At 69.5% G+C, this 26721-nt stretch carries 16 protein-coding genes and 1 pseudogene; 14 read left to right on the top strand and 3 right to left on the bottom strand.

Annotated elements, in window-relative coordinates:
* Nucleotides 1-44: 44 nt before the first annotated feature.
* Nucleotides 45-1445 (bottom strand): glycoside hydrolase family 6 protein, encoded by a 1401-nt coding sequence (locus tag HCN56_RS09940; RefSeq protein WP_167969355.1) that lies wholly within the window; start codon nt 1443-1445, stop codon nt 45-47.
* A 787-nt stretch (nt 1446-2232) separates the two neighbouring features.
* On the opposite strand from HCN56_RS09940, the pseudogene HCN56_RS09935 reads away from it, so the two are divergent.
* The 8 genes and pseudogenes from HCN56_RS09935 to HCN56_RS09900 form a co-directional block, all read left to right on the top strand.
* Nucleotides 2233-4140, top strand: a pseudogene (locus HCN56_RS09935) (glycoside hydrolase family 48 protein); the annotation flags it as partial.
* A gap of 336 nt (nt 4141-4476) precedes the next feature.
* On the top strand, nt 4477-4911 hold the full coding sequence (gene rplK, locus HCN56_RS09930) for a 50S ribosomal protein L11 (protein WP_167935620.1): 435 nt from the start codon (nt 4477-4479) through the stop codon (nt 4909-4911).
* Between the two features lie 79 nt (nt 4912-4990).
* Nucleotides 4991-5707, top strand: a complete 717-nt coding sequence (gene rplA / locus HCN56_RS09925; RefSeq protein WP_167969350.1) for a 50S ribosomal protein L1 — start codon at nt 4991-4993, stop codon at nt 5705-5707.
* Nucleotides 5708-5997: 290 nt separating this feature from the next.
* A complete protein-coding gene (locus HCN56_RS09920) occupies nt 5998-6936 on the top strand; it encodes an SCO4651 family lipoprotein (RefSeq protein ID WP_167969348.1) in 939 nt (312 codons plus the stop codon).
* A 375-nt stretch (nt 6937-7311) separates the two neighbouring features.
* The gene (gene rplJ, locus HCN56_RS09915; protein WP_167933001.1) at nt 7312-7863 is read left to right on the top strand and encodes a 50S ribosomal protein L10; all 552 of its coding nucleotides are present in this window, start codon (nt 7312-7314) and stop codon (nt 7861-7863) included.
* 104 nt (nt 7864-7967) lie between these two features.
* Nucleotides 7968-8351, top strand: coding sequence for a 50S ribosomal protein L7/L12 (rplL, locus tag HCN56_RS09910; protein ID WP_167969346.1), 384 nt, complete (start codon nt 7968-7970; stop codon nt 8349-8351).
* A gap of 614 nt (nt 8352-8965) precedes the next feature.
* A complete protein-coding gene (gene rpoB / locus HCN56_RS09905; protein ID WP_167969344.1) occupies nt 8966-12451 on the top strand; it encodes a DNA-directed RNA polymerase subunit beta in 3486 nt (1161 codons plus the stop codon).
* A 123-nt stretch (nt 12452-12574) separates the two neighbouring features.
* On the top strand, nt 12575-16489 hold the full coding sequence (locus tag HCN56_RS09900) for a DNA-directed RNA polymerase subunit beta' (protein ID WP_167969342.1): 3915 nt from the start codon (nt 12575-12577) through the stop codon (nt 16487-16489).
* A gap of 116 nt (nt 16490-16605) precedes the next feature.
* On the opposite strand, the gene HCN56_RS09895 is transcribed toward HCN56_RS09900, so the two are convergent.
* Nucleotides 16606-17592 carry an endonuclease/exonuclease/phosphatase family protein gene (locus HCN56_RS09895; RefSeq protein ID WP_209312562.1) on the bottom strand — a complete coding sequence of 329 codons (987 nt, stop codon included), beginning with the start codon at nt 17590-17592 and terminating at the stop codon, nt 16606-16608.
* A gap of 145 nt (nt 17593-17737) precedes the next feature.
* Complete coding sequence (locus tag HCN56_RS26345) at nt 17738-19444, bottom strand: LCP family protein (protein WP_245246428.1); 1707 nt, start codon at nt 19442-19444, stop codon at nt 17738-17740.
* A gap of 303 nt (nt 19445-19747) precedes the next feature.
* On the opposite strand from HCN56_RS26345, the gene rpsL reads away from it, so the two are divergent.
* From rpsL to HCN56_RS09860, 6 genes are all read left to right on the top strand, one after another.
* Nucleotides 19748-20119 (top strand): 30S ribosomal protein S12, encoded by a 372-nt coding sequence (gene rpsL / locus HCN56_RS09885; protein WP_103501105.1) that lies wholly within the window; start codon nt 19748-19750, stop codon nt 20117-20119.
* A 2-nt stretch (nt 20120-20121) separates the two neighbouring features.
* The gene (gene rpsG / locus HCN56_RS09880; protein ID WP_167933005.1) at nt 20122-20592 is read left to right on the top strand and encodes a 30S ribosomal protein S7; all 471 of its coding nucleotides are present in this window, start codon (nt 20122-20124) and stop codon (nt 20590-20592) included.
* A 38-nt stretch (nt 20593-20630) separates the two neighbouring features.
* Nucleotides 20631-22742: an elongation factor G gene (gene fusA, locus HCN56_RS09875; RefSeq protein ID WP_167969340.1), complete on the top strand. Its 2112-nt coding sequence runs from the start codon at nt 20631-20633 to the stop codon at nt 22740-22742.
* A gap of 232 nt (nt 22743-22974) precedes the next feature.
* Complete coding sequence (tuf, locus tag HCN56_RS09870) at nt 22975-24168, top strand: elongation factor Tu (protein ID WP_167969338.1); 1194 nt, start codon at nt 22975-22977, stop codon at nt 24166-24168.
* A gap of 382 nt (nt 24169-24550) precedes the next feature.
* Nucleotides 24551-24916, top strand: coding sequence for a DUF485 domain-containing protein (locus tag HCN56_RS09865; RefSeq protein WP_167969336.1), 366 nt, complete (start codon nt 24551-24553; stop codon nt 24914-24916).
* A complete protein-coding gene (locus HCN56_RS09860) occupies nt 24913-26616 on the top strand; it encodes a monocarboxylic acid transporter (RefSeq protein WP_167969334.1) in 1704 nt (567 codons plus the stop codon). Before HCN56_RS09865 ends, HCN56_RS09860 begins: the two co-directional genes overlap by 4 nt.
* Nucleotides 26617-26721: the final 105 nt, after the last annotated feature.

Raw genomic sequence — 26721 nt, 5'->3', positions numbered from 1 at the left:
GCGCGGCGGCGGGTGTCACCCCCGGCCGCCGCGCCCTGGGGCGGTCAGCTCACCGGCGGGTGGGCGTTGGCCAGCAGCTCCTGGAACTGCGCGGGGAACCAGTGACCGGAGATCGGGGCGTCCGGCAGGGAACCGGACATGCTCCAGCCGTTGCGGGCGTTGCCGCCGTAGGTCGGGTCGCACATCTCGTCGAAGCCCTTGCCCTCGTCGTTCGGGATCTCGCGGCTGGCGCCGTCGGACTCACCCGGGGGCTTGATCCACACGTAGGCGTCGATGCCGGCCTCCGGCGCGGCGACCGGACGCTCACCGAGACCCGCCCCGGACTGGTTGCACCAGTTGCCGAGGTGGATGCGCTGGTCGTAGCGACCGCCGTCCACGTACGCGTTGACGCTGGTCTGCGGGCCCGGGCCGGTGGGCCGGTCGTCGCCGCCCCAGCCGTTGCGGGAGGTGTCGATCAGCATCCCGATGTTGGACGGGAAGCCGAGCTGCACCAGCTGGTTGCGCAGCGCCTGGGAGAAGGACAGCTCGTCGGTGTACCGGTTCCAGTCCACCCACGAGGACTGCCGCACCGGCGTCCCGTTGACCACGTCGTTGATGGAGAAGTGGTCCTCCTTCAGTGCGCTGTAGTTCGCGGTGTTGGCGATGAAGCCGGCGACGTCGGAGGGTGAGGCGCCCTCGGCGTTCGCCGCCTGGTGGAAGAGCTGCGCGGCCGGGCCGAAGTTGTCGTCCCACCCGAGCCAGCCGTGGTGCCCGGCGTCGACGTAGTTGTAGACGTTGTCGATGTCGCCGAGCGTCGCGAGCGCGTAGCCGACGCCCTTGACGTAGTTGCCGTTGGCCAGCATCTGGTCGCAGAGCGGCGTGGCCGTCGGGCGGCTGCCGACGTTGGTGATGAGGTTGGGCAGCGAGTCGATCTCGATGACCGTCACGATCCGCAGGTCGGCGTAGGCCGGGTCGGACAGGATGTCGGCGATCGGGTCGATGAAGTCGTTCTTGTAGGTGTTCAGGTCGTTCGGCCCCAGCTCGCCGTTGGAGGCCAGCGCGGCGCAGTCACGGCCGGGCAGGTTGTAGATCACGACCTGGAAGACGAACTCGTCGTGGCCCTGGGCCTGGACGACCGCCTCGTCGAGGTGGTCGGCGAGCCCCATCGTGCGTCCGGCGCCCTGGCCGGTGCCCTCGATGGCCGCGGTGCGGTCCATCCAGACACCGGTGGGCTGGTCGGCGATGGCCGAACCGCCCGGCTCCGCGGCGGCGTTGGCCGACCACTCGGGGTTCACGTAGACGCCGGCGCCGATGTAGGGGTTGTCCACCCGCTGCATGGTCTGCGGGTTCTCTTCGGCACTGGCGGTGCCGAGGGTGGAGACGGTGAGGGCCGCCGCACCGACGAGGGCGCCGGCGAGAAGTGCCGGCTTCCTGCGTCGGTGGGGGGTGCGGTCGGTGCGGCTCATGGGGTTCCTCTCATACGTCGTGTCGTGCGGACACTGCCGTCCGTGCGTCCCGCACGGGGCGGGTGAGGAGGTGCGGGCACGCCCGTCGCCGCGGTGAGCGCCGCGGTGGGGCGGGTCGTGCCGTGGTGCGTGCCGTGGTGCCCGTCGGCGAGATGTGGTTCCGCGGCCGGACCGCGGCGCGGACCGGGACGGGGTGACGTCGCGAAGGTGGGGGTGGCGACGGTGGAGGCGCTCCTCCCCGGCCGTGGTGCGTCCCGGGCGCCTCCGCCGGTGCTCGGGCGGCGGGGCGGAACGGGATGGGCGCGGGGTGGTGAGGTGGTGCGGCTCGGAGCGACTCCGGCGTCACGCCCCGCCGATGCGGCGGACCCGACAACCGTGGAACCGCTCCCACTAGTTGGATGGGAACGTACAGCCAACTCCGTGGCCCGCCAAGAGGGTTGACAAAGATTCCGCTCCGGCCTGCGGTGATGCGGGAATGTCGACGCGAGGGGTTGACGCTCTGCGATCCACCGTTCACCGTGGGAGCGCTCCCACTAGTTCGGTGCGGCGGGACGGCCGCACCGTGCGCGACGCTCGCTCCTCACCACCCCCACACCCGAGCCGTTGAGGAGGCACGATGCCGATCCCTCCCGGATCGCCACCCCCACCCGGGCCGCCCGGCACCACCCGGCCCACCCGCACCCGCCGCCTGCCGCTGCTGGCCGGCGCCCTCGCCCTCTCCCTCCCGCTGGGCCTCGCCGCCGCCTCGCACTCCGGCGCCCAGCCGCACGCCGCCCCCACGGGGGTGGCCGCCCAGCAGTACGAGGACCGGTTCCTGGAGCTGTACGACCAGATCATGGACCCGGCCAACGGCTACTTCTCGGAGGAGGGCATCCCCTACCACTCCGTCGAGACGCTGATCGTCGAGGCACCGGACCACGGTCACGAGACCACCTCCGAGGCGTACAGCTACCTGATCTGGCTGCAGGCCGCCTACGGCAAGGTCACCGGTGACTGGGAACCGTTCAACGACGCGTGGCAGGTGATGGAGGACTACGTCATCCCCGGCTCCGCCGACCAGCCCACCACCGGGTTCTACAACCCGCAGGCGCCGGCCACCTACGCGCCCGAGTACGGCGACCCCTCCTCGTACCCGGCGCCGATGGACAACAACGTCCGGGTCGGGGTCGACCCGCTCGCCGGCGAGCTCGCCGCCACCTACGGCACCGACGACATCTACGGGATGCACTGGCTCCAGGACGTCGACAACGTCTACGGCTACGGCAACGCGCCCGGCGCCCCCTGCGCCGGCGGCCCGGACACCCCCGGCCCGTCCTACATCAACACCTTCCAGCGCGGCCCCGAGGAATCGGTGTGGGAGACGGTGCCGCACCCCTCGTGCGACGACTTCTCCCACGGCGGACCCAACGGCTACCTCGACCTGTTCATGGACGACGACGGGTACGCCGAGCAGTGGCGCTACACCAACGCGCCCGACGCCGACGCCCGCGCGGTGCAGGCCGCGTTCTGGGCCAACAAGTGGGCCACCGAGCAGGGCAACGAGGGCGAGATCGCCGCCACGCTGGACAAGGCCGCGAAGATGGGCGACTACCTGCGGTACGGCCACTACGACAAGTACTTCAAGCAGCCGGGCTGCACCAGCCCCTCCTGCGCACCGGGCACCGGCAAGGACAGCGCCAACTACCTGCTGTCCTGGTACTACGCCTGGGGCGGCTCGACCGACACCGCCGGCGGCTGGTCGTGGCGCATCGGCAGCAGCCACAACCACTTCGGCTACCAGAACCCGATGGCCGCCCACGCCCTCTCCGCCGACCCGGACCTGGTGCCGGCGTCCCCGACGGCACAGGGCGACTGGGAGACGAGCCTGGAGCGCCAGGTCGAGTTCTACCGCTGGCTCCAGTCCGCCGAGGGCGGGATCGCGGGCGGTGCCACCAGCAGCTGGGGCGGCGCCTACGGCAACCCGCCGGCCGGCACCGCCACCTTCCACGGCATGTACTACCAGGAGGCGCCGGTCTACGTGGACCCGCCGTCCAACCAGTGGTTCGGCATGCAGGCCTGGTCGATGCAGCGGCTCGCCGAGCTGTACCTGGAGACGGGTGACGCCACCGCCGGCGAGGTCCTCGACAAGTGGGTCCCCTGGGTGCTCTCCGAGGTCACGGTGGGTGCGGACGGCGACTTCGCCGTCCCGGCGGCCCTCGCCTGGTCCGGGCAGCCCGACGACTGGAACCCCGCAGACCCCGGCGACAACGCCGGGCTGTCGGTGACGGTGACCGACCACAACCAGGACGTCGGGGTCGCCGGCTCGCTCGCCAACGCGCTCGCCTTCTACGCCGCCGCCACCGGGCACACCGAGGCGCAGACCACCGCCGCCGGCCTGCTGGACGCGCTGTGGGAGCACCGCGACGACATCGGCATCGCGACCCCCGAGTCCCGCGGCGACTACAGCCGCTTCGACCAGGAGGTGTACGTCCCGCCGGGCTGGACCGGGACCATGCCGAACGGTGACGTCATCGACTCCGACGCCACCTTCGCCTCCATCCGGGGCTTCTACGAGGACGACCCCGACTGGCCCAAGGTGCAGTCCTACCTCGACGGGGGACCGGAACCCGTCTTCGAGTACCACCGCTTCTGGGCGCAGGCGGACGTCGCGCTCGGCCTGGCCACCTACGCCGACCTCTTCGGCGAGGACGACTGAACGACCCCACCGCACGCCGCACGGCGTGCTCGATGACGACGGCGGCGGGCCACTCCGCCCGACCCGCCGCCGTCCCCCGCCCGCCCGGGCACCGGAGCCCCGCGCCCGGTGTCCGGGCGGTGCGGCGCAGGGCCCCGCAGCACGCCGCGGGGTCCTGCGCCCGCGCGTCCGGGGCCGACCCGAGCAGCTTCCGGCCACCACCTGCGGCCCCGTACCGCCCCGGAACCGGATTTTGGCGGCACCCCGCCAACGGCTATCGTGGTGCGGTATGCCTCCGTCCGGCTGAATCCCGCCGCCGGGGGACTGTCAACCTCTCACCAGGACCCGGAGAGAACCATGGCTCCCAAGAAGAAGAAGGTCGCGGGGCTGATCAAGCTCCAGATCAAGGCCGGCGCCGCCAACCCGGCCCCGCCGGTCGGCCCCGCGCTGGGCCAGCACGGCGTCAACATCATGGAGTTCTGCAAGGCCTACAACGCGGCCACCGAGTCGCAGCGTGGCTGGGTGATCCCGGTGGAGATCACGGTCTACGAGGACCGTTCCTTCACCTTCATCACCAAGACTCCGCCGGCCGCCAAGATGATCCTCAAGGCCGCGGGCATCGAGAAGGGCTCCGGCGAGCCGCACAAGACCAAGGTCGCCAAGATCACGGCCGACCAGGTCCGCGAGATCGCCACCACCAAGATGCCCGACCTCAACGCCAATGACCTGGACGCCGCGTCCAAGATCATCGCCGGCACCGCCCGGTCCATGGGCGTGACCGTCGAGGGCTGAACCGCCCCCACCCGTGGAAGGGCCTGCGCGGGCCCGTACCACGACTCCCCAACACCACAGCACCACAGGAGGAGCAGAAGTGAAGCGCAGCAAGTCGCACCGCGGCGCCGAGGCCAAGATCGACAGCGCGCGGCTCTACGCCCCGCTCGAGGCCGTCCGGCTCGCCAAGGAGACGACCTCCACCAAGTTCGACGCCACCGTCGAGGTCGCCATGCGTCTGGGTGTCGACCCGCGCAAGGCCGACCAGATGGTCCGTGGCACCGTGAACCTCCCGCACGGCACCGGCAAGACCGCCCGGGTCCTGGTCTTCGCGACCGGTGACCGTGCCGAGGCCGCGCGTGCCGCGGGCGCCGACATCGTCGGCGCCGACGAGCTGATCGACGAGGTCAGCAAGGGCCGCCTGGACTTCGACTCCGTCGTCGCCACCCCGGACCTCATGGGCAAGGTCGGCCGCCTCGGCCGCGTGCTCGGTCCCCGTGGTCTGATGCCGAACCCGAAGACCGGCACCGTCACACCCGACGTGGCCAAGGCCGTCACCGAGATCAAGGGCGGCAAGATCGAGTTCCGCGTGGACAAGCACGCGAACCTGCACTTCATCATCGGCAAGGTCTCCTTCGAGGAGGCGCAGCTCGTCGAGAACTACGCCGCCGCGATGGAGGAGATCCAGCGTCTGAAGCCGTCCGCTGCCAAGGGCCGGTACATCCGCAAGGCCACCATCGCCACCACGATGGGCCCCGGCATCCCGGTCGACTCCAACCGCACCCGCAACCTCCTGGTGGAGGACCCGGCCGTCTGATCGGCCGGGCCCGCCCCTCGGGCGGGACCGCGAGCAGCACCCGGCGCCCGTCGCCGACCCCTCTCCCGGGGCCGGCGAGGGGCGCCGTCGCGTGCCCGCGCACGCGTCCGGCGCACGACGGCGGGGGAGCGCGCCCAGGGGGTGGCGGAGGCCGTTCCCGCAGGCGGGAGCGGAGAGGGCTGTCTCCGTTCTGCTACGGAACGGCCTCGAACCGGCTTGTTGTCCTACCCGTGGGCTAACGTCGCAACTCCTACAACAGCACACAGTCCCTTGGGGGGATGATGCGTTCCATGCGCAAGGCCATCACTGCGGCCCTCGCTGCCGGCGTCCTGGTCTCGACCGCCGCGTGCAGCTCCGACGACAGCTCGTCGGACAGCGACGCCAAGGCCGCGGCCGACACCGACGAGCAGGGCGGCGGCTCGGAGGGCGGTGGCCTGGCGGCGGCCCTGCTCGCCTCGCAGGAGAAGTCGGCGGAGGCCAGCACCGTGGCCGTCACCTCGACGATGTCGATGGACCTGCCCGAGGGCATGGCCTTCAGCTACGAACTCTCCGGCGTCACCGGCTGGGACCCGCTGGCCATGGACGTCACCATGGACATGACCGAGTTCTTCGAGGCGATGGCCGAGATGATGGGTGACGACTCCGGGGAGGTTCCCGAGGCCGTCATGAACCTCCGTTTCATCGACAACGTCATGTACATGGGCGGCACCCCGTTCGAGGAGGAGCTCGACGGGGCGAGCTGGGTGAAGATCGACCTCGAGGACGTCGACCCGAACGACCCCACCTTCGCCCAGACCGCCGAGCAGCTGAAGTCCGCCGAGAACATGGCGCAGAGCCCCGCCTCGCAGGTCGCCCTGCTGCTCGAGAGCGACGATGTCGAGCACGTGGGCAGTGAGGACCTCGACGGTCGGGCCACCGAGAAGTACGCCGGCACGCTGACCGCCGAGGAGCTCGTGGCGGCGGACGCGTCGGCCGCCCACATGAACGAGGCGGACATCGAGGACCTGCTGACGACGCTGGAGCAGATGGGCGCCGACGGCTTCGAACTCACCGTCTGGGTCGACGAGGACGACCTCCCCGCCCGCGTCGACATGCGGTTCGCGGTCGAGGAGGGTGGCGAGGTCTCCTACTCCACCGTCTACGAGGACTACGGCATCGAGCTGAACGTCGAGGCACCGGACGAGGCGGACGTCGTCGACTTCGCCGACGCGCGCGGCGCCGGTCTCTGATCGAAAGCAGTACCTCGGCGGGACTCCCGCTCCCTGACGGGCCCCTGCCCCGCGCCGGCTTCCGCCGCCGCGGAGCAGGGGCCCGCGCCGCGTCCGCCCCGCGCCGCTGCTCGGCCGTCCGGGCGATTTGCCGCGAGAGCCTCGGACCGTCTAATCTCGTCACGAAGCCAGAGACCGCTGGTTGTCGCCGGGCCCGATCCCGGTGGCCGAAGGATTCGCGAACGCGGATCGCCCGCGCAGGTGATCGAGGAAGCCTCCGACGAGTGCGCCCACCAGGTGCCCGTCCGGACCACGCCCCGCGCCCGCGCCGGGGCGTTTCGTGTTCTCACGCCCCTTCCGTGCGGTCCGTATCACCCGGAAGGAGGGCCGAGGTTCATGGCAAGCCCTGACAAGGTCGCAGCGGTCGCTGAGATCAAGCAGAAGTTCGAGAACTCGAACGGTGCTGTCGTGACCGCGTACACCGGTCTCACCGTGGCGCAGATCAAGGACCTGCGCCGGGCTCTCGGTGAGGACGCGCAGTACCGCGTCTCGAAGAACACGCTGACCAAGATCGCGGCCAACGAGGCCGGGATCGCCGAGCTGGACGAGCACCTCACGGGCTCGACCGCCGTCGCCTTCCTCACCGGTGACCCGGTGACGGCGGCGAAGGGTCTGCGCAACTTCGCGAAGGAGAACCCCGCCCTCGTCATCAAGGGCGGCGTGCTCGACGGCAAGGCGCTGTCCGCCGACGAGATCAACAAGCTCGCGGAGCTGGAGTCCCGCGAGGTGCTGCTCGCCAAGCTGGCCGGCGGCATGAAGGCGTCCATGGCGAAGGCCGCGGCGACCTTCCAGGCTCCGCTCACGAAGCTCGTCCGCACCGCGGACGCGCTCCGGGACAAGGTCGAGCAGGGCGGTGGCGCTTCGGCGGCTCCCGCCGAGGCCGAGTGAGGTAGCTCCACCTCGCACCCGCGGTCGGCGGGCAGACAGGCCCACCGACCGCGACAACCGCCAGACAGCCCGGCATCAGCCGGTTTAGTGGAAGGACCGCCATCATGGCGAAGCTCACCCAGGACGAGCTGCTCGAGCACTTCAGCGGCATGACCCTCATCGAGCTCTCCGAGTTCGTGAAGGCCTTCGAGGAGAAGTTCGACGTCGAGGCTGCCGCCCCGGTCGCCGTCGCCGCCGGTGCCGTGGCCGGTGCCCCGGCCGAGGCCGCCGCCGAGCAGGACGAGTTCGACGTCATCCTCACCGGTGCCGGCGACAAGAAGATCCAGGTCATCAAGGTCGTGCGTGAGCTGACCTCCCTGGGTCTGAAGGAGGCCAAGGACCTCGTGGACGGCACCCCCAAGGCCGTCGTCGAGAAGGTCGACAAGGCTGCCGCCGACAAGGCCAAGGAGGCCCTCGAGGGCGCCGGCGCCTCCGTCGAGGTCAAGTGACCTGAGGTCACCGCACCGGCGTGACGCGGGCTCCGGCCCGCGGCGCCGGCGGGTGGCCCAGGCCGCCCGATCCGTCGCAGCACCTTCGTACGCCCCGGGCGCGCGCAGGGGCTCGGCACCTCACGGTCACTCGTAAGAGGACTGTGGAGACGTGAGAGGCGATCACCCAGCCGGGTGATCCCCTCTTCTCGTTCACCGTCCCGGACGCGGCCGTCCTTGCCTTGTCGGTGGTCAGGGGTATGGTGATCTTTCGTCGCCGTCCCGTGGAGGCGGCGCGAAGGGGTCGTCCCCTCTTGACGAACCGCACCCTTCGCGCGATTCTCGGGACGCGCCGCAGGTGCGGCGGGACATCGATTCCGGATTTCAGGCATGGATCGGTGTCGGGGCGGGAAACAATGCGGCAGACACACCGCTACCGGCGACGAGGCGGCCGGGGCGGTGGAGGCCGGAGGGCGGCCGCGTCGTAGGGGCTGTGACGGTCCCGGTTGGGTATTGGACATCAGTGTGTCTTGTGGCTACACTGTCCCTTTGCGCTGCCTGTATTGCTCCCCCTGTCCGTCACCAGTGGGACCGGCATGCGCGCAGAGAGTCCGAGCCCTCGGAAGGACCCCCTCTTGGCCGCCTCGCGCAACGCCTCGACCGTACACACGAACCACGGCGCCAGCACTGCACCGCTGCGCGTCTCTTTTGCGAAGATCAAGGAACCGCTCGAGGTTCCGAATCTCCTTGCCCTGCAAACCGAGAGCTTCGACTGGCTCCTCGGCAACGAGGCCTGGAGGTCCCGCGTCGAGGCCGCGCTGGACAGCGGGCAGGATGTCCCGACCAAGTCCGGTCTGGAGGAGATCTTCGAGGAGATCTCCCCGATCGAGGACTTCTCGGGCTCGATGTCGCTGACCTTCCGCGACCACCGCTTCGAGCCGCCGAAGAACTCCATCGACGAGTGCAAGGAGCGCGACTTCACGTTCGCCGCGCCGCTCTTCGTCACCGCCGAGTTCACCAACAACGACACCGGCGAGATCAAGTCCCAGACCGTCTTCATGGGCGACTTCCCCCTGATGACGAACAAGGGCACCTTCGTCATCAACGGCACCGAGCGCGTCGTCGTGTCGCAGCTGGTGCGGTCGCCGGGCGTCTACTTCGACACCTCCATCGACAAGACCTCCGACAAGGACCTCTTCTCGGCCAAGATCATCCCGTCCCGGGGTGCCTGGCTGGAGATGGAGATCGACAAGCGCGACATGGTGGGCGTCCGCGTCGACCGCAAGCGCAAGCAGTCGGTCACCGTCCTGCTGAAGGCGCTGGGCTGGACCTCCGAGCAGATCCTGGAGGAGTTCGGCGAGTACGAGTCGATGCGCGCCACCCTGGAGAAGGACCACACCCAGGGTCAGGACGACGCGCTCCTCGACATCTACCGCAAGCTGCGTCCGGGCGAGCCGCCCACCCGCGAGGCCGCCCAGACCCTGCTGGAGAACCTCTACTTCAACCCCAAGCGCTACGACCTCGCGAAGGTCGGCCGCTACAAGATCAACAAGAAGCTGGGCGGCAACGAGCCGCTCGACTCCGGTGTGCTGACGACCGAGGACGTCGTCGCCACCATCAAGTACCTGGTGCGCCTGCACGCCGGCGAGACCGAGGCCGTGGCGATCGACGGTGAGCCGCTGGTCGTCGAGACCGACGACATCGACCACTTCGGCAACCGCCGTCTGCGCAACGTCGGCGAGCTGATCCAGAACCAGGTCCGCACCGGCCTCGCCCGTATGGAGCGCGTTGTCCGGGAGCGCATGACCACCCAGGACGTCGAGGCGATCACGCCGCAGACCCTGATCAACATCCGGCCGGTCGTCGCCTCCATCAAGGAGTTCTTCGGCACCAGCCAGCTGTCGCAGTTCATGGACCAGACCAACCCGCTGTCGGGTCTGACCCACAAGCGCCGGCTCTCGGCGCTGGGCCCCGGTGGTCTCAGCCGTGAGCGGGCCGGCCTCGAAGTGCGAGACGTGCACCCCTCGCACTACGGCCGCATGTGCCCGATCGAGACCCCTGAAGGCCCGAACATCGGTCTGATCGGCTCGCTCGCCGCGTTCGGTCGGGTCAACGCCTTCGGTTTCGTGGAGACCCCGTACCGCAAGGTCGTCGAGGGCGTCGTCACCGACTCGGTGGACTACCTCACCGCCGACGAGGAGGACCGCTTCGTCATCGCCCAGGCCAACGCGCGCCTGGACGACGACATGCGCTTCGCCGAGAACCGCGTCCTCGTCCGCCGCCGCGGCGGCGAGATCGACTACGTCACCGGCAACGACGTGGACTACATGGACGTCTCGCCGCGCCAGATGGTGTCGGTCGCGACCGCCATGATCCCGTTCCTGGAGCACGACGACGCCAACCGCGCGCTCATGGGCTCCAACATGATGCGCCAGGCGGTGCCGCTGCTGAAGGCGGAGTCCCCGCTGGTCGGCACCGGCATGGAGTACCGCTCCGCCACCGACGCCGGCGACGTCATCCGCGCCGACCAGGACGCGGTCATCACCGACGTCTCGGCGGACTACGTCTCCGCGGCCAACGCCGACGGCACCAACGTCACCTACCGCCTGGCCAAGTTCCACCGCTCCAACCAGGGCACCTCCTTCAACCAGAAGGTGCTGGTGAGCGAGGGCCAGGAGGTCATCGCCGGCCAGGTCATCGCCGACGGCCCCTCCACCGAGTCCGGTGAGATGGCGCTCGGCAAGAACCTGCTGGTCGCGTTCATGCCCTGGGAGGGCTACAACTACGAGGACGCGATCATCCTCAGCCAGCGGCTGGTCCAGGACGACGTGCTCTCCTCGATCCACATCGACGAGCACGAGGTGGACGCGCGCGACACCAAGCTCGGCCCCGAGGAGATCACCCGGGACATCCCGAACGTCTCCGAGGAGGTCCTCGCCGACCTCGACGACCGCGGCATCATCCGCATCGGCGCCGAGGTCGAGGCCGGTGACATCCTCGTCGGCAAGGTCACCCCGAAGGGCGAGACCGAGCTGACCCCCGAGGAGCGGCTGCTCCGCGCGATCTTCGGTGAGAAGGCGCGCGAGGTCCGCGACACCTCGCTGAAGGTCCCGCACGGCGAGACCGGCAAGGTCATCGGCGTCCGCGTCTTCGACCGCGAGGAGGGCGACGAACTGCCCCCCGGCGTGAACCAGCTGGTCCGCGTCTACGTGGCGAAGAAGCGCAAGATCACCGACGGTGACAAGCTCGCCGGCCGCCACGGGAACAAGGGCGTCATCTCCAAGGTGCTGCCGGTCGAGGACATGCCGTTCATGGAGGACGGCACCCCGGTCGACGTCATCCTCAACCCGCTGGGCGTCCCCTCCCGGATGAACCCGGGCCAGGTCCTGGAGATCCACCTCGGGTGGCTCGCCTCCCAGGGCTGGAAGGTCGAGGGCATCGACGCGGAGTGGAAGAAGCGCCTCGCCGCGATCAGCGCCGACGACGTCGCGCCCGGCACCAACGTCGCGACCCCGGTCTTCGACGGTGCCCGCGAGGACGAGATCGCCGGTCTCTTCGAGGCGACGCTCCCCAACCGCGACGGCGACCGCATGGTCCAGCCCTCGGGCAAGGCCCAGCTCTTCGACGGCCGCTCCGGCGAGCCGTTCCCCGAGCCGGTGTCCGTCGGCTACATGTACATCCTGAAGCTGCACCACCTGGTCGACGACAAGCTCCACGCGCGCTCGACCGGTCCGTACTCCATGATCACCCAGCAGCCGCTGGGCGGTAAGGCCCAGTTCGGCGGCCAGCGCTTCGGCGAGATGGAGGTGTGGGCGCTCGAGGCGTACGGCGCCGCGTACGCCCTGCAGGAGCTGCTGACCATCAAGTCCGACGACGTCACCGGCCGGGTGAAGGTCTACGAGGCGATCGTCAAGGGCGAGAACATCCCGGAGCCCGGCATTCCCGAGTCCTTCAAGGTGCTCATCAAGGAAATGCAGTCGCTCTGCCTCAACGTGGAGGTGCTGTCCAGCGACGGCATGTCCATCGAGATGCGTGACACCGACGAGGACGTCTTCCGCGCGGCGGAGGAGCTCGGCATCGACCTGTCCCGGCGCGAGCCGAGCAGCGTCGAAGAGGTCTGACGGGTTCGCGCCGGGTCACCCATCCCGGGTGACCCGGCGCCGCCCCGGACCCCGATCAGACTTTTCACCCGGTCACCCGCCCCACGCGGCGGGCGGCCCAACCCCTGAGAGGGATTGACGAGAGTGCTCGACGTCAACTTCTTCGACGAACTCCGCATCGGCCTGGCCACCGCCGACGACATCCGCCAGTGGTCCCACGGCGAGGTCAAGAAGCCGGAGACCATCAACTACCGCACCCTCAAGCCCGAGAAGGACGGCCTCTTCTGCGAGAAGATCTTCGGCCCCACCCGGGACTGGGAGTGCTATTGCGGCAAGTACAAGCGCGTCCGCTTCAAGGGCATCATCTGTGAGCGCTGCGGCGTCGAGGTGACCCGCGCCAAGGTGCGCCGTGAGCGGATGGGCCACATCGAGCTCGCCGCCCCCGTCACCCACATCTGGTACTTCAAGGGCGTCCCGTCGCGCCTGGGGTACCTGCTGGACCTCGCGCCGAAGGACCTCGAGAAGGTCATCTACTTCGCCGCCTACATGATCACCTTCGTGGACGAGGAGCGCCGCACCCGCGACCTCCCCTCCCTGGAGGCCCACGTCTCCGTCGAGCGGCAGCAGATCGAGCAGCGCCGCGACGCCGACCTGGAGGCCCGTGCCAAGCGGGTCGAGAACGACCTCGCCGAGCTGGAGGCCGAGGGCGCCAAGGCCGACGCGCGCCGCAAGGTCCGCGAGGGTGCCGAGCGGGAGATGAAGCAGCTGCGCGACCGCGCGCAGCGCGAGATCGACCGCCTCGACGAGGTGTGGAACCGGTTCAAGAATCTCAAGGTCCAGGACCTGGAGGGCGACGAGCTGCTCTACCGCGAGCTCCGCGACCGCTTCGGCACCTACTTCGACGGTTCGATGGGCGCCGCCGCGCTGCAGAAGCGGCTGGAGACCTTCGACCTCGACGAGGAGGCCGAGCGCCTCCGCGAGATCATCCGCACCGGCAAGGGCCAGAAGAAGACCCGCGCCCTGAAGCGGCTGAAGGTCGTCTCCGCGTTCCTGCAGACCCGCAACAGCCCCAAGGGCATGGTGCTGGACTGCGTCCCGGTCATCCCGCCGGACCTCCGCCCGATGGTGCAGCTGGACGGTGGCCGCTTCGCGACCTCCGACCTGAACGACCTGTACCGCCGGGTGATCAACCGGAACAACCGCCTGAAGCGCCTGCTCGACCTCGGTGCCCCCGAGATCATCGTGAACAACGAGAAGCGGATGCTCCAGGAGGCCGTCGACGCGCTGTTCGACAACGGCCGCCGCGGCCGGCCGGTCACCGGCCCGGGCAACCGTCCGCTGAAGTCGCTGTCCGACATGCTCAAGGGCAAGCAGGGCCGCTTCCGTCAGAACCTCCTCGGCAAGCGTGTGGACTACTCCGCGCGTTCCGTGATCGTCGTCGGTCCGCAGCTCAAGCTGCACCAGTGCGGTCTGCCGAAGGCGATGGCGCTGGAGCTGTTCAAGCCCTTCGTCATGAAGCGGCTGGTGGACCTCAACCACGCCCAGAACATCAAGTCGGCCAAGCGCATGGTCGAGCGCCAGCGCACCGTGGTGTACGACGTCCTCGAAGAGGTCATCGCCGAGCACCCGGTGCTGCTGAACCGTGCGCCCACGCTGCACCGCCTCGGCATCCAGGCCTTCGAGCCGCAGCTGGTCGAGGGCAAGGCCATCCAGATCCACCCGCTCGTCTGCACCGCGTTCAACGCGGACTTCGACGGCGACCAGATGGCCGTGCACCTGCCGCTCTCCGCGGAGGCGCAGGCCGAGGCCCGCATCCTGATGCTGTCCTCGAACAACATCCTCAAGCCGGCCGACGGCCGGCCGGTCACCATGCCGACCCAGGACATGGTGCTGGGGCTGTTCTTCCTCACCACCGACGCCGAGGAGCGCGAGCTCAAGGGCGAGGGCCGGTCGTTCGGCTCCACCGCGGAGGCCATCATGGCCTTCGACGCCGGCGAGCTGTCCCTCCAGGCCGAGGTCGAGATCCGGTTCCCGGTCGGCTCCGTGCCGCCCCGCGGCTGGACCCCGCCGGCCCCCACCGAGGCCGACGTGGACTCCGGTGTGGCCGAGTGGCAGGTCGGCGACCCGTTCCGGCTGAAGACCACCCTCGGTCGCGCGCTCTTCAACGAGCTGCTGCCGGAGGACTACCCCTTCGTGCAGATCCCGGTCGGGAAGAAGCAGATCTCCGAGATCGTCAACGACCTCGCGGAGCGCTACCCCAAGATCGTGGTCGCCGCCACGCTGGACAACCTCAAGGCCGCCGGCTACCACTGGGCCACCCGGTCCGGTGTCACCGTCGCCGTCTCCGACATCCTGGTCCCCGAGGCCAAGAAGGAGATCATCGCCTCCTACGAGGCGCGTGACGAGAAGGTCCAGAAGCAGTACGAGCGCGGTCTGATCACCAAGGACGAGCGCACCCAGGAGCTCATCGCGATCTGGACGGAGGCCACCAACAAGGTCGCCGACGTGATGAGCGCCAACTTCCCGAAGACCAACGCGATCTTCATGATGGTGGACTCGGGTGCCCGAGGAAACATGATGCAGATGCGTCAGATCGCCGGTATGCGCGGTCTGGTGTCGAACGCCAAGAACGAGACGATCCCCCGTCCCATCAAGGCGTCGTTCCGCGAGGGTCTCTCCGTGCTGGAGTACTTCATCTCCACCCACGGTGCCCGTAAGGGTCTGGCCGACACCGCGCTGCGTACCGCCGACTCCGGGTACCTCACCCGTCGTCTGGTGGACGTCTCGCAGGACGTCATCATCCGCGAGGACGACTGCGGCACCGACCGCGGTCTCAAGCTGGCGATCGCCGTCCGCGACAGCGAGGGCGTGCTGCGCAAGACCGAGAACGTCGAGTCGAGCGTCTACGCCCGCTGCCTGGCCGAGGACATCACGGTCGACGGCCAGCTGCTGGCCCCGGCCAACACCGACCTCGGTGACGTCCTCATCGACGAGCTGGTCAAGCACGGTGTGGAGACGGTCAAGACCCGCTCCGTCCTCACCTGCGAGTCCGCCGTCGGCACCTGCGCCCGCTGCTACGGCCGCTCGCTGGCCACCGGCAAGCTGGTGGACATCGGCGAGGCGGTCGGCATCATCGCCGCCCAGTCGATCGGTGAGCCCGGCACCCAGCTGACGATGCGTACCTTCCACACCGGTGGTGTGGCGGGTGACGACATCACGCAGGGTCTGCCCCGTGTCGTCGAGCTCTTCGAGGCGCGGCAGCCCAAGGGTGTCGCCCCGATCTCCGAGGCCGTCGGCCGCGTGCGGATCGAGGAGACCGAGAAGACCAAGAAGGTCGTCATCACGCCGGACGACGGCACCGACGAGCAGCCGTACGCGGTCTCCAAGCGTGCGCGTCTGCTGGTCGGCGAGGGCGACCGCGTGGTCGTCGGCCAGCCGCTGACGGTCGGTGCGATCAACCCGCACGACGTGCTGCGCGTGCTGGGCCAGCGCCAGGTGCAGATCTACCTGGTCGACCAGGTCCAGAAGGTCTACAACTCGCAGGGCGTGGCCATCCACGACAAGCACATCGAGATCATCGTCCGGCAGATGCTGCGCCGGGTGACGATCATCGAGTCGGGCGACGCCGAGCTGCTGCCCGGCGAGCTGGTCGAGCGCTCGAAGTTCGAGGGCGAGAACCGGCGCGTGGTCTCCGAAGGCGGTCACCCCGCCTCCGGCCGTCCGCAGCTGATGGGCATCACCAAGGCGTCGCTGGCCACCGAGTCGTGGCTGTCGGCGGCGTCCTTCCAGGAGACGACCAGGGTTCTCACCGACGCGGCGATCAACGCCAAGTCGGACTCCCTGATCGGCCTCAAGGAGAACGTCATCATCGGTAAGCTCATCCCGGCCGGTACGGGTCTCTCCCGCTACCGCAACATCCGGGTGGAGCCCACCGAGGAGGCGAAGTCCGCGATGTACTCGGCCGTCGGTTACGACGACATCGACTACTCGCCGTTCGGCGCCGGCTCCGGCCAGGCGGTGCCGCTGGACGACTACGACTACGGCCCCTACCAGGGCTGAGCCGCAGCGCTCCGCACAACGCCGACGGGCGGTCGCTCCCTCACGGGGGCGGCCGCCCGTCGGCCTGTGTGCGGGCAGGCTCCGGGCTTCCGGGTTTCCGGCCTCCCGGGAGTGGGCTACGGCAGCAGGATGCGGGCGGTGACCGGGAGGTGGTCGCTGCCGGTGGCGGGGAGCGTGCGGAGGTCGGCGACAGTGGCGCTGCGTGCCATGACCTGGTCGATCCGGGCGACCGGGAGTCCCACGGGGAAGCTGAACCCGAAGCCGCGCTCCGGGACGTTCAACCGGTCGGTGAGCGGGGCGAGTCCGCGGTCCTCGGTGGCGCCGTTGAGGTCGCCCAGCAGGATCACCGTGCCCGGTGTTTCCTCGTCGATCACGCGGCCGAGCAGGGCCGCGCTCTCGTCACGGCGTTGGGAGGAGAGGCCGCCGGCGCCCAGACGCATCGACGGGAGGTGGACGACGTGGACGACGACCTCGCCGTGCGGGGTGTCGACCGCCGCGCGCAACCCGCGGTTCCACGGCTCGGTCAGGTCGCGGGGCTTGATGTCCAACGCGGTGACGTCGCGCAGCGGGTGCTCCGACCACAGCGCCACGGTGCCCCGCACGGCGTGGTGGGGGTACTCCGGGTCGAGCGTCCGCCGGTAGCTCTCCACCGCCTCCGGCAGCAGTTCCTGGACGCCGATGAGGTCGGGGCCGGCCGCGGCCATCGCGCGGGCGGTGCCGACCGGGTCGGTGTTCTCGTCGCTGACGTTGTGCTGGAGCACCAGCAGTTCGCGCGGTTGCGGGCCCGGCCCGGGGAGCAGCAGGTGGCCGAAGAGGGCGCCCCAGGCCGCCAACGGCAGGAGCACCGCCGCCGCCGCGAGCGCGGAGCGCCGCACGAGGGCGGCGACGAGGAGGACGGGGACGGCGAGGCCCAGCCAGGGGAGGAAGCTCTCCAGCAGACTGCCCAGCCGGGGACCGGCGTTGGGCACGGAACCCGGGAAGGTGAGGAGCAGCGCGGCCAGCAGGGCGAGCGCGGCGGGCACCCGACCCCGGGGCGCTCGCCAGGACCGCCGCGAGTCGCGTGCGCCGGCGTTGTCGGTGGAGGGGGCTGTCACACCGTCCAGGACGCTGCCCGCCGCACGATGGTTTCGGCCGCGCGTCCGACAGTCGAACGCGCGGCCGTGGCGGCGTCGCCGCGCCTGCTCCGTGCCCGTCGTCCCGCCGTCGCCCGGGGCGAGGTGCCACCGGCGCGTGGCGGGGACGGCACGGTCAGGCGACCTCCTCCCCGAGGTCCTCCGGAGCCTCGCCGCGCTCGACCAACTCGGCTACGGCGTCCTCCTTCATGGCCTTCCAGAGCGGCTCGGCCGCCTCACCGTCGAGGATGACGACGGACTGCCCACCGATGGTCTCGGTGCCGACGACCGGTGCGTTCATGAACCGCACCTCGCCGTCGTCCAAACCGCGCAGCCCCCAGGCGAGGTCGCGGATGTCGCTGTTGCTCAACCCGTCGTCGACGCTGACGACGTCGCCCACGGCGTTGAGGAGGCCGTTGAGGCGGGTCGGGCTGGAGAGGGTGTCCGAGCTGAGGGTCTGCTCCAACAGCGAACGCAGGAAGTGCTGTTGGCGACGGTTGCGGTCCAGGTCGCCCTCGGGCAGTCCCTTGCGCTCCCGGACGTAGTCCAACGCGTCACGGCCGTCGAGTCGTTCACCGTCCACCCGCACGCCGCCGACGGCGTCGGTGAGTTGGCGGAAGCCGGCCCAGTCGATGACGGCGAGGTGGTCTATCCGGAGGTCGGTCAGGTTCTGCACCGTCTCGACCATCAGGGCGGGGCCGCCCCACGAGTAGGCGGCGTTGAGCTTGGCGCTGCCGTGGCCCGGCACCTCCACCCAGCTGTCGCGGGGCAGCGAGACGATGGTGGCGGCGGAGCGGTCCGCGGGTATCTGGAGCAGCATCATTGTGTCGCTCCGCGCGGCACCCGCCTCCCAGGCGGCAGGTTCGCCCTCGGCCGCGACCTCGGTGTCGCCGACGCCGGTGTCGGGAGCGGACTCGGCGTCCAGGCCGACGAGGAGGAAGACCAGAGAGTCGCCCTCGATGCGCTGGGGTTGCTGCTCCTCGGGCATGGTGGGCATGGCCTGCGGGATGCGCTTGATGCTGTCCAGGCTCTCCTCGGTGCGCCAGTACGCCCAACCGACGCCGGCGGCGCCGGTCACCAGGAGTCCGGCGAGGCAGGCCGCGAGGACCTTGGGCCAGCGGCGTCTTCGCCGGGTCAACGGCGCGCCGCCGCCCTCGGCGGGCGGCGCGGTCGCGGTCGCGGTGGAGTCGGCCTCCCGGGTGCCGGCAACGGCCCCGTCGGCATGCGGCTCCGTGGCGGAGCCGGCGTCCGTCGCCTCGGAGCCTGTGTCGGCCTCGTGGGCGTCCGCCGTGGGGCCGGCGGTCGCGGCGGGGGAGCCGGTCGGCTGGGTCGCTTCGGTCGCCTGGGTCGCCTCGGTCGCGGAGTCGGCGGCGGGCCCGGCCTCCGGTGCACCTGGGCCGGGCTCGGCGGGGGCGGCCTCGCCGGCCGCCTCGGCCGTCTCCGGGGGGCGTGCGTCGGCGGATTCGCCGGGGGCGGGCTGCGCCACTGCCTCAGCGGCTTGCTCGGCGTCCCGTTCGGCGTTGGACTCCGCGTCCCGTTCGGCGTCGGACTCCGCGTCGTCCCGGTCTGCGGCTCCCGTGCCGGTCACCGCTGCCGCGGCGGCGCCTTCCGGCTCGGACTCGGGGCGCTCGTCCGGGGGTTCGCGCCGATCGGACAGGGTCGGGGCATCGGCGGAGGTGTCGCCGTCGGTGCCGTTGGGTATGTCTGCGTCGGCCCCGGGATCACCCGTGGTCCCGGCTTCGGTACTGTTGGTCGTTCCGTCCGCGGTGCGGTCACCCGATGCCGGTCCGCCGCCCGCTGTGTCACCCTCGGCGTCGCCGGGGCTGTGGCCTCCGCTGTTCATGCGATCATTCTGCCGCCGTGTGCCCCTTGGGAGAAGCACCACACGGCTGCTGCGCGTGCCTTGTTTTTTTGACCGCGGGCGGTGTGCTGGGTAGGCTCTGACCTCGTGCCTGGGGTGTCCCCTGCGCGCCTGCCGATTCACCGAGGTGAACGTCGCGGGTGTCGTCGGACCCCGATATCTGCACCCCCACCGCTGACGGGGCCCCGTCGCGATGGGGTGGACAGCTTCGACACACCCGACCGCGTGGGTCGGCGGTGGCCCAGGTTAGTGGTACCGAGACGGCACACAGAAACCGGAGAGACTGTGCCAACGATCCAGCAGCTGGTCCGAAAGGGCCGGCAGGACAAGACCGAGAAGAACAAGACTCTCGCGCTCGACGGCTCGCCCCAGCGGCGCGGCGTCTGCACGCGTGTCTTCACCACCACCCCGAAGAAGCCGAACTCGGCGCTGCGGAAGGTCGCGCGTGTGCGTCTGACCAGCGGCATCGAGGTCACGGCCTACATTCCGGGTGAGGGCCACAACCTCCAGGAGCACTCCATCGTGCTCGTGCGTGGCGGTCGGGTCAGGGACCTGCCGGGTGTTCGTTACAAGATCATCCGCGGCTCGCTCGACACCCAGGGCGTCAAGAACCGCAAGCAGGCTCGCAGCCGCTACGGCGCCAAGAAGGAGAAGTAAGAATGCCTCGTAAGGGCCCTGCCCCGAAGCGCCCGGTCCACATCGACCCGGTCTACGGCTCTCCTCTGGTGACGTCCCTGATCAACAAGGTGCTCCTGCACGGCAAGCGCTCCACCGCCGAGCGCATCGTGTACGGCGCCCTGGAGGGCCTTCGCGAGAAGACCGGCAACGACCCGGTCGTCACGCTGAAGCGCGCCCTGGAGAACGTGAAGCCGACCCTGGAGGTCCGGTCCCGCCGTGTCGGTGGCGCCACCTACCAGGTGCCGGTGGAGGTCCGTCCGGGCCGTTCCTCGACGCTGGCGCTGCGCTGGCTGGTGGGCTACTCCCGTGCCCGCCGCGAGAAGACGATGACCGAGCGCCTCATGAACGAGCTGCTCGACGCGTCGAACGGTCTTGGCGCCGCCGTCAAGAAGCGTGAGGACACGCACAAGATGGCCGAGTCCAACAAGGCCTTCGCGCACTACCGCTGGTAGTCGCTACCCCATCGAGACCGAGAGAAGACCGAAGCCTTATGGCTACTACTTCACTTGACCTGGCCAAGGTCCGCAACATCGGGATCATGGCCCACATCGACGCGGGCAAGACGACCACCACCGAGCGGATCCTGTACTACACCGGTGTGAGCTACAAGATCGGTGAGGTCCACGACGGCGCTGCCACGATGGACTGGATGGAGCAGGAGCAGGAGCGCGGCATCACCATCACGTCCGCCGCGACGACCTGCCACTGGCCGCTCGACGATGTCGACCACACGATCAACATCATCGACACCCCGGGGCACGTCGACTTCACCGTTGAGGTGGAGCGCTCCCTGCGGGTGCTCGACGGTGCTGTCACCGTGTTCGACGGTGTGGCCGGCGTCGAGCCGCAGTCCGAGACCGTCTGGCGACAGGCGGACCGGTACGGCGTGCCGCGTATCTGCTTCGTCAACAAGCTGGACCGTACGGGCGCGGACTTCTTCCGTTGCGTCGACATGATCGTGGAGCGGCTGCACGCCGTGCCGCTGGTCATGCAGCTGCCGATCGGTGCCGAGGCCGGCTTCCAGGGCGTGGTCGACCTTGTCCAGATGAAGGCCCTGGTCTGGTCCGAGGAGACCAAGCTCGGCGAGATGTACGACACCGTCGACATCCCCGCGGAGCTCCAGGACCAGGCGGACGAGTACCACGCCAAGCTGGTCGAGGCCGTCGCGGAGAACGACGAGGAGATGATGGAGCTGTTCCTGGAGGGCACCGAGCCCACCCAGGACCAGCTGCGCGCGGCGATCCGCCGCATCACCCTCTCCGAGGGCGACGTCACCATCACCCCGGTCTTCTGCGGTACCGCGTTCAAGAACAAGGGCGTTCAGCCCCTGCTCGACTCCGTGGTCCGCTACCTGCCCTCGCCGCTGGACGTCGAGGCCATCGAGGGCCAGTCCCCGAAGGACGCGGACGAGGTCATCGCCCGCAAGCCCTCGGACAGCGAGCCGATGTCGGCCCTGGCGTTCAAGATCGCCAGCGACCCGCACCTCGGTCGTCTGACCTTCATCCGCGTCTACTCCGGCCGCATCGAGACCGGCACCCAGGTGCTGAACTCGGTGAAGGGCAAGAAGGAGCGGATCGGCAAGATCTACCGGATGCACGCCAACAAGCGTGAGGAGATCAGCTCGGTGGGTGCCGGCGACATCGTCGCCGTCATGGGTCTCAAGCAGACCACCACCGGTGAGACCCTCTCCGACTCGGCGCACCCGGTGATCCTGGAGTCGATGGAGTTCCCGGCCCCGGTCATCGAGGTCGCCATCGAGCCCAAGTCCAAGGGTGACCAGGAGAAGCTGGGCGTCGCGATCCAGCGGCTGGCCGAGGAGGACCCGTCCTTCCAGGTCCAGACGAACGAGGAGACCGGCCAGACCATCATCAAGGGGATGGGCGAGCTCCACCTCGACGTGCTGGTCGACCGCATGAAGCGGGAGTTCCGGGTCGAGGCGAACGTCGGCAAGCCGCAGGTGGCGTACCGCGAGACGCTGCGCAAGTCGGTCGAGAAGATCGACTACACGCACAAGAAGCAGACCGGTGGTTCCGGCCAGTTCGCGAAGGTGCAGATCGCTCTCGAGCCTCTCGAGGGTGACGGCTACGAGTTCGTGAACAAGGTCACCGGTGGCCGCATCCCCAAGGAGTACATCCCCTCGGTGGACGCGGGTTGCCAGGAAGCGATGGAGTTCGGCGTGCTCGCCGGCTACCCGCTGACCGGTGTCAAGGTGACGCTGCTGGACGGCGCCTTCCACGACGTCGACTCGTCCGAGATGGCCTTCAAGATCGCCGGTTCCATGGTGTTCAAGGAAGCCGCGCGGAAGGCCAGCCCGGCCATCCTCGAGCCGCTGATGGCCGTCGAGGTCACCACGCCCGAGGACTACATGGGCGACGTCATCGGCGACATCAACTCCCGGCGTGGTCAGATCCAGGCCATGGAGGACCGCACGGGCAACAAGGTCGTCAAGGCCCTGGTCCCGCTGTCGGAGATGTTCGGCTACGTCGGCGACCTCCGCAGCAAGACCTCCGGTCGCGCCAGCTACAGCATGCAGTTCGACTCCTACGGTGAGGTCCCCAAGGCCGTCTCCGAGGAGATCATCGCGAAGGCCAAGGGCGAATAATCCGGGGAACTCCCGGATCAGACACCCACTAAGCTGGAGCAAAACGGCATACGGGGCAGTGCCTCGGCCGGTCGTCCTCGCGGACGGCGGGCCGGGGTCGCCCCGGAGTCAGACCCCCAGCGAAGCGGCCAAGGGCGTCCCCCTCGGGGTCCTGGCCGATTCGGTAAGACCACCTGGCCCCCTCCGCAAGCCGCGGCGGGGCGTACAGCACCAGTCCATCAGGAGGACCCCAGTGGCGAAGGCGAAGTTCGAGCGGACTAAGCCGCACGTCAACATCGGCACCATCGGTCACATCGACCACGGTAAGACCACTCTTACCGCGGCGATCACCAAGGTGCTGCACGACGCGTACCCGGACCTGAACGAGGCCTCGGCCTTCGACCAGATCGACAAGGCGCCCGAAGAGCGTCAGCGTGGTATCACCATCTCCATCGCGCACGTCGAGTACCAGACGGAGCAGCGTCACTACGCTCACGTCGACTGCCCGGGTCACGCGGACTACATCAAGAACATGATCACCGGTGCCGCCCAGATGGACGGCGCCATCCTCGTGGTCGCCGCCACCGACGGCCCGATGCCGCAGACCAAGGAGCACGTGCTCCTGGCCCGCCAGGTCGGCGTTCCGTACATCGTTGTCGCCCTGAACAAGGCCGACATGGTGGACGACGAGGAGATCATGGAGCTCGTCGAGCTCGAGGTCCGTGAGCTTCTCTCGGAGTACGAGTTCCCGGGCGACGACGTTCCGGTCGTCAAGGTCTCCGCGCTGAAGGCGCTGGAGGGCGACGCCGAGTGGGGCAAGACCGTCCTCGAGCTGATGAAGGCCGTCGACGACTCGATCCCGCAGCCCGAGCGTGACGTCGAGAAGCCCTTCCTCATGCCGATCGAGGATGTCTTCACCATCACCGGTCGCGGTACGGTCGTCACTGGCCGCATCGAGCGTGGTGTCCTCAAGGTCAACGAGACCGTGGACATCATCGGCATCAAGGAGACCAAGACCACCACCACGGTCACCGGCATCGAGATGTTCCGGAAGCTGCTGGACGAGGGTCAGGCCGGTGAGAACGTCGGTCTGCTGCTCCGCGGCATCAAGCGCGAGGACGTCGAGCGCGGCCAGGTCATCATCAAGCCCGGCTCGGTCACCCCGCACACGGAGTTCGAGGCGCAGGCGTACATCCTGTCGAAGGACGAGGGTGGCCGCCACACCCCGTTCTTCAACAACTACCGCCCGCAGTTCTACTTCCGTACCACCGACGTGACCGGTGTGGTGCACCTCCCCGAGGGCACCGAGATGGTCATGCCGGGCGACAACACCGAGATGCGCGTCGAGCTGATCCAGCCCGTCGCCATGGAGGAGGGCCTGAAGTTCGCCATCCGTGAGGGTGGCCGGACCGTGGGCGCCGGCCAGGTCACCAAGATCCTCAAGTGACCTGACGCCCCCTCCCGGGGGCTGCCGACATCGGCATGACAGGGCCCGGTCCCACCGCATCCCGCGGTGGGGCCGGGCCCTGTCGCGTGTCCGGGGTGCGTGTCCGGAGTGCGGAGCGCGGGGTGCGGGGTGGCGCGGTGCCGGTCGGGGCGGCGCGGCGGGGGAGAGGGACGCGGGGCGGTGACGAGCGGCGCGACCGTTCGCCGACCGCTCGTAGACCGTTCGTCGCACAGCCGGGGACCGTTCGGCGCGGGTACTCCGCTTTTGCCGACTCACCCGGTAGGCCCACTGACACGGGCGAGTGATCTTCCTTACATTCGCGCGAACGCGTCAACCACGCCCGGTGCCTCCCGGGCGTACGTCCCCGACACAGGAGCCGGTCATGACGACCCAGCCAACGACGACCGAGGCGGGAGAGCCACCGGAGCCGGATCTCAAGGCCCGCTCGGTGGTCATGCACTCCGACGCCCGCTTCCTCGAACTGCGCTCGCGGCTGCTGCGGTTCGTCGTCCCCGCGACCATCGCCTTCCTCTGCTGGTACCTGCTCTACGTCGTGATGTCCGCGTTCGCCCGGGACGTGATGTCCACCCAGCTGGTCGGCCCGTTGAACCTCGCGCTGCTCTTCGGCCTGCTGCAGTTCGTGTCGACGTTCGGCATCGCGGTGGCCTACGCGCGGTACGCCAACCGACGCCTCGACCCGCTCTCCGAGCGTCTGCGTACCGAACTCGTGAACGGGGAGGCCCGATGAACGCCCTGGCCCAGGCGGACGTGTCCTCGGAGGGGCGGCTGATCACCGTCGTCCTCTTCACCGTGATGATCGCGGTGACCCTGCTGGTCACCGTGTGGGCGAGTCGCCGGGTGAACTCGGCGAGTGACTTCCACTCGGGTGGGCGGGGCTTCTCCGGCATCCAGAACGGCTTCGCCATCGGCTCCGACTACATGTCGGCCGCGTCCTTCCTCGGGATCGCGGGGACGATCGCGCTGTTCGGGTACGACGGCTTCCTCTACTCGATCGGGTTCCTCGTCGCCTGGCTGGTGGCGCTGCTTCTCGTCGCGGAACTGCTGCGCAACTCGGGCCGCTACACCATGGCGGACGTGCTGTCCTACCGGATGCGTCAGCGGCCGGTGAGGACCGCGGCCTCCGTCTCGACCCTGACGGTGTCGATCTTCTACCTGCTGGCGCAGATGGTCGGCGCCGGCGCGCTGATCGCGCTGCTGCTCGGTATCCAGCCCGGCGAGACCTACCTGGGCATGAGCGCCGACACCGCGAAGATCGCGGGCATCGTGGTGGTCGGCATCCTGATGATCGTCTACGTGACCTTCGGGGGCATGACGGGCACCACCTGGGTCCAGATCATCAAGGCCGGCATGCTCATGGGCGGCGCCGCGCTGCTCACGATCATGGTGCTCGCGGTCTACAACTTCAACTTCGCGGCGCTCATGAACGACGCGGCGGAGGCGAGCGGCGTCGGCGCCGCCTTCCTGGAACCAGGGCAGGTCTACGGGCGGGAGATCGCGGGTGACGCCTGGCAGACGATGGTCAACAAGCTCGACCTCATCAGCCTCGGCCTCGCGCTCGTGCTCGGCACCGCCGGGCTGCCGCACATCCTCATCCGGTTCTACACCGTCCCGGACGCCAAGACGGCCCGCAAGTCCGTGAACTGGGGCATCGGCCTGATCGGCACCTTCTACCTCATGACGCTGGTCCTGGGCTTCGGCGCCGCCGCCATGGTCGGTCGCGACGCCATCACGGCACAGAACGCGGCGGGCAACACCGCTGCCCCCCAACTGGCCGAGGAGGTCGGTGCGCACTTCGGAGGCGACCTGCTGGCGGCGGTGATGCTGGCGCTGATCGCCGCCGTGGCCTTCGCGGCGATCCTGTCGACCGTCGCCGGGCTCACCATCGCCTCGTCCTCCTCGCTCGCCCACGACTTCTACAACAACGTGCTGCGGCGTGGACAGGCCAGCGAGCGGGACGAGATCCGCGTCGCGAAGATGGCGGCCTTCGGGGTCGGCACGATCGCCATCGTGCTCGCGGTCTTCGCGCAGAACCTCAACGTCGCCTTCCTGGTGGCGCTCGCGTTCGCCATCGCGGCCTCCGCCAACCTGCCGACAATCCTGTTGAGTCTCTTCTGGAAGCGCTTCAACACCACCGGCGCTCTGGCCGGGATCTACGGCGGTCTGGCGGCGGCCGTCGGGCTCGTCTTCTTCTCACCGGTGGTCTCCGGCAAGACGGACGCCGACGGGAACAGCCTCTCGCTCTTCCCGGCAGGCGTGGACTTCGCCTGGTTCCCGCTGGAGAACCCGGCTCTCGCGTCCGTGCCGATCGGCCTGGCGTGCGCCATCGTCGGCACGCTGGCCTCCAAGGAGCGCGACCTCGACAAGTTCGCCGAGCTCCAGGTGCGCGCCCTCACCGGCGCCGGTGCGGAGGGGGCCGCCAAGCACTGAGCCGCAGCCAGGGTGCGGGTGGAGCGGCCCTTCCCCGTCCGCCCCACCCACCCGCCCCGGCCGCGCACGTCGGCCGGGGCAGGCCGCCGGCGCCGGTACCGGCGC

The sequence above is a fragment of the Streptomyces lonarensis genome (genome assembly GCF_012033735.1).
GTDB lineage: Bacteria > Actinomycetota > Actinomycetes > Streptomycetales > Streptomycetaceae > Streptomyces > Streptomyces lonarensis.
Note: the sequence above shows the minus strand (reverse complement) of the source record. Positions and strands in the feature narration are given on the sequence as shown.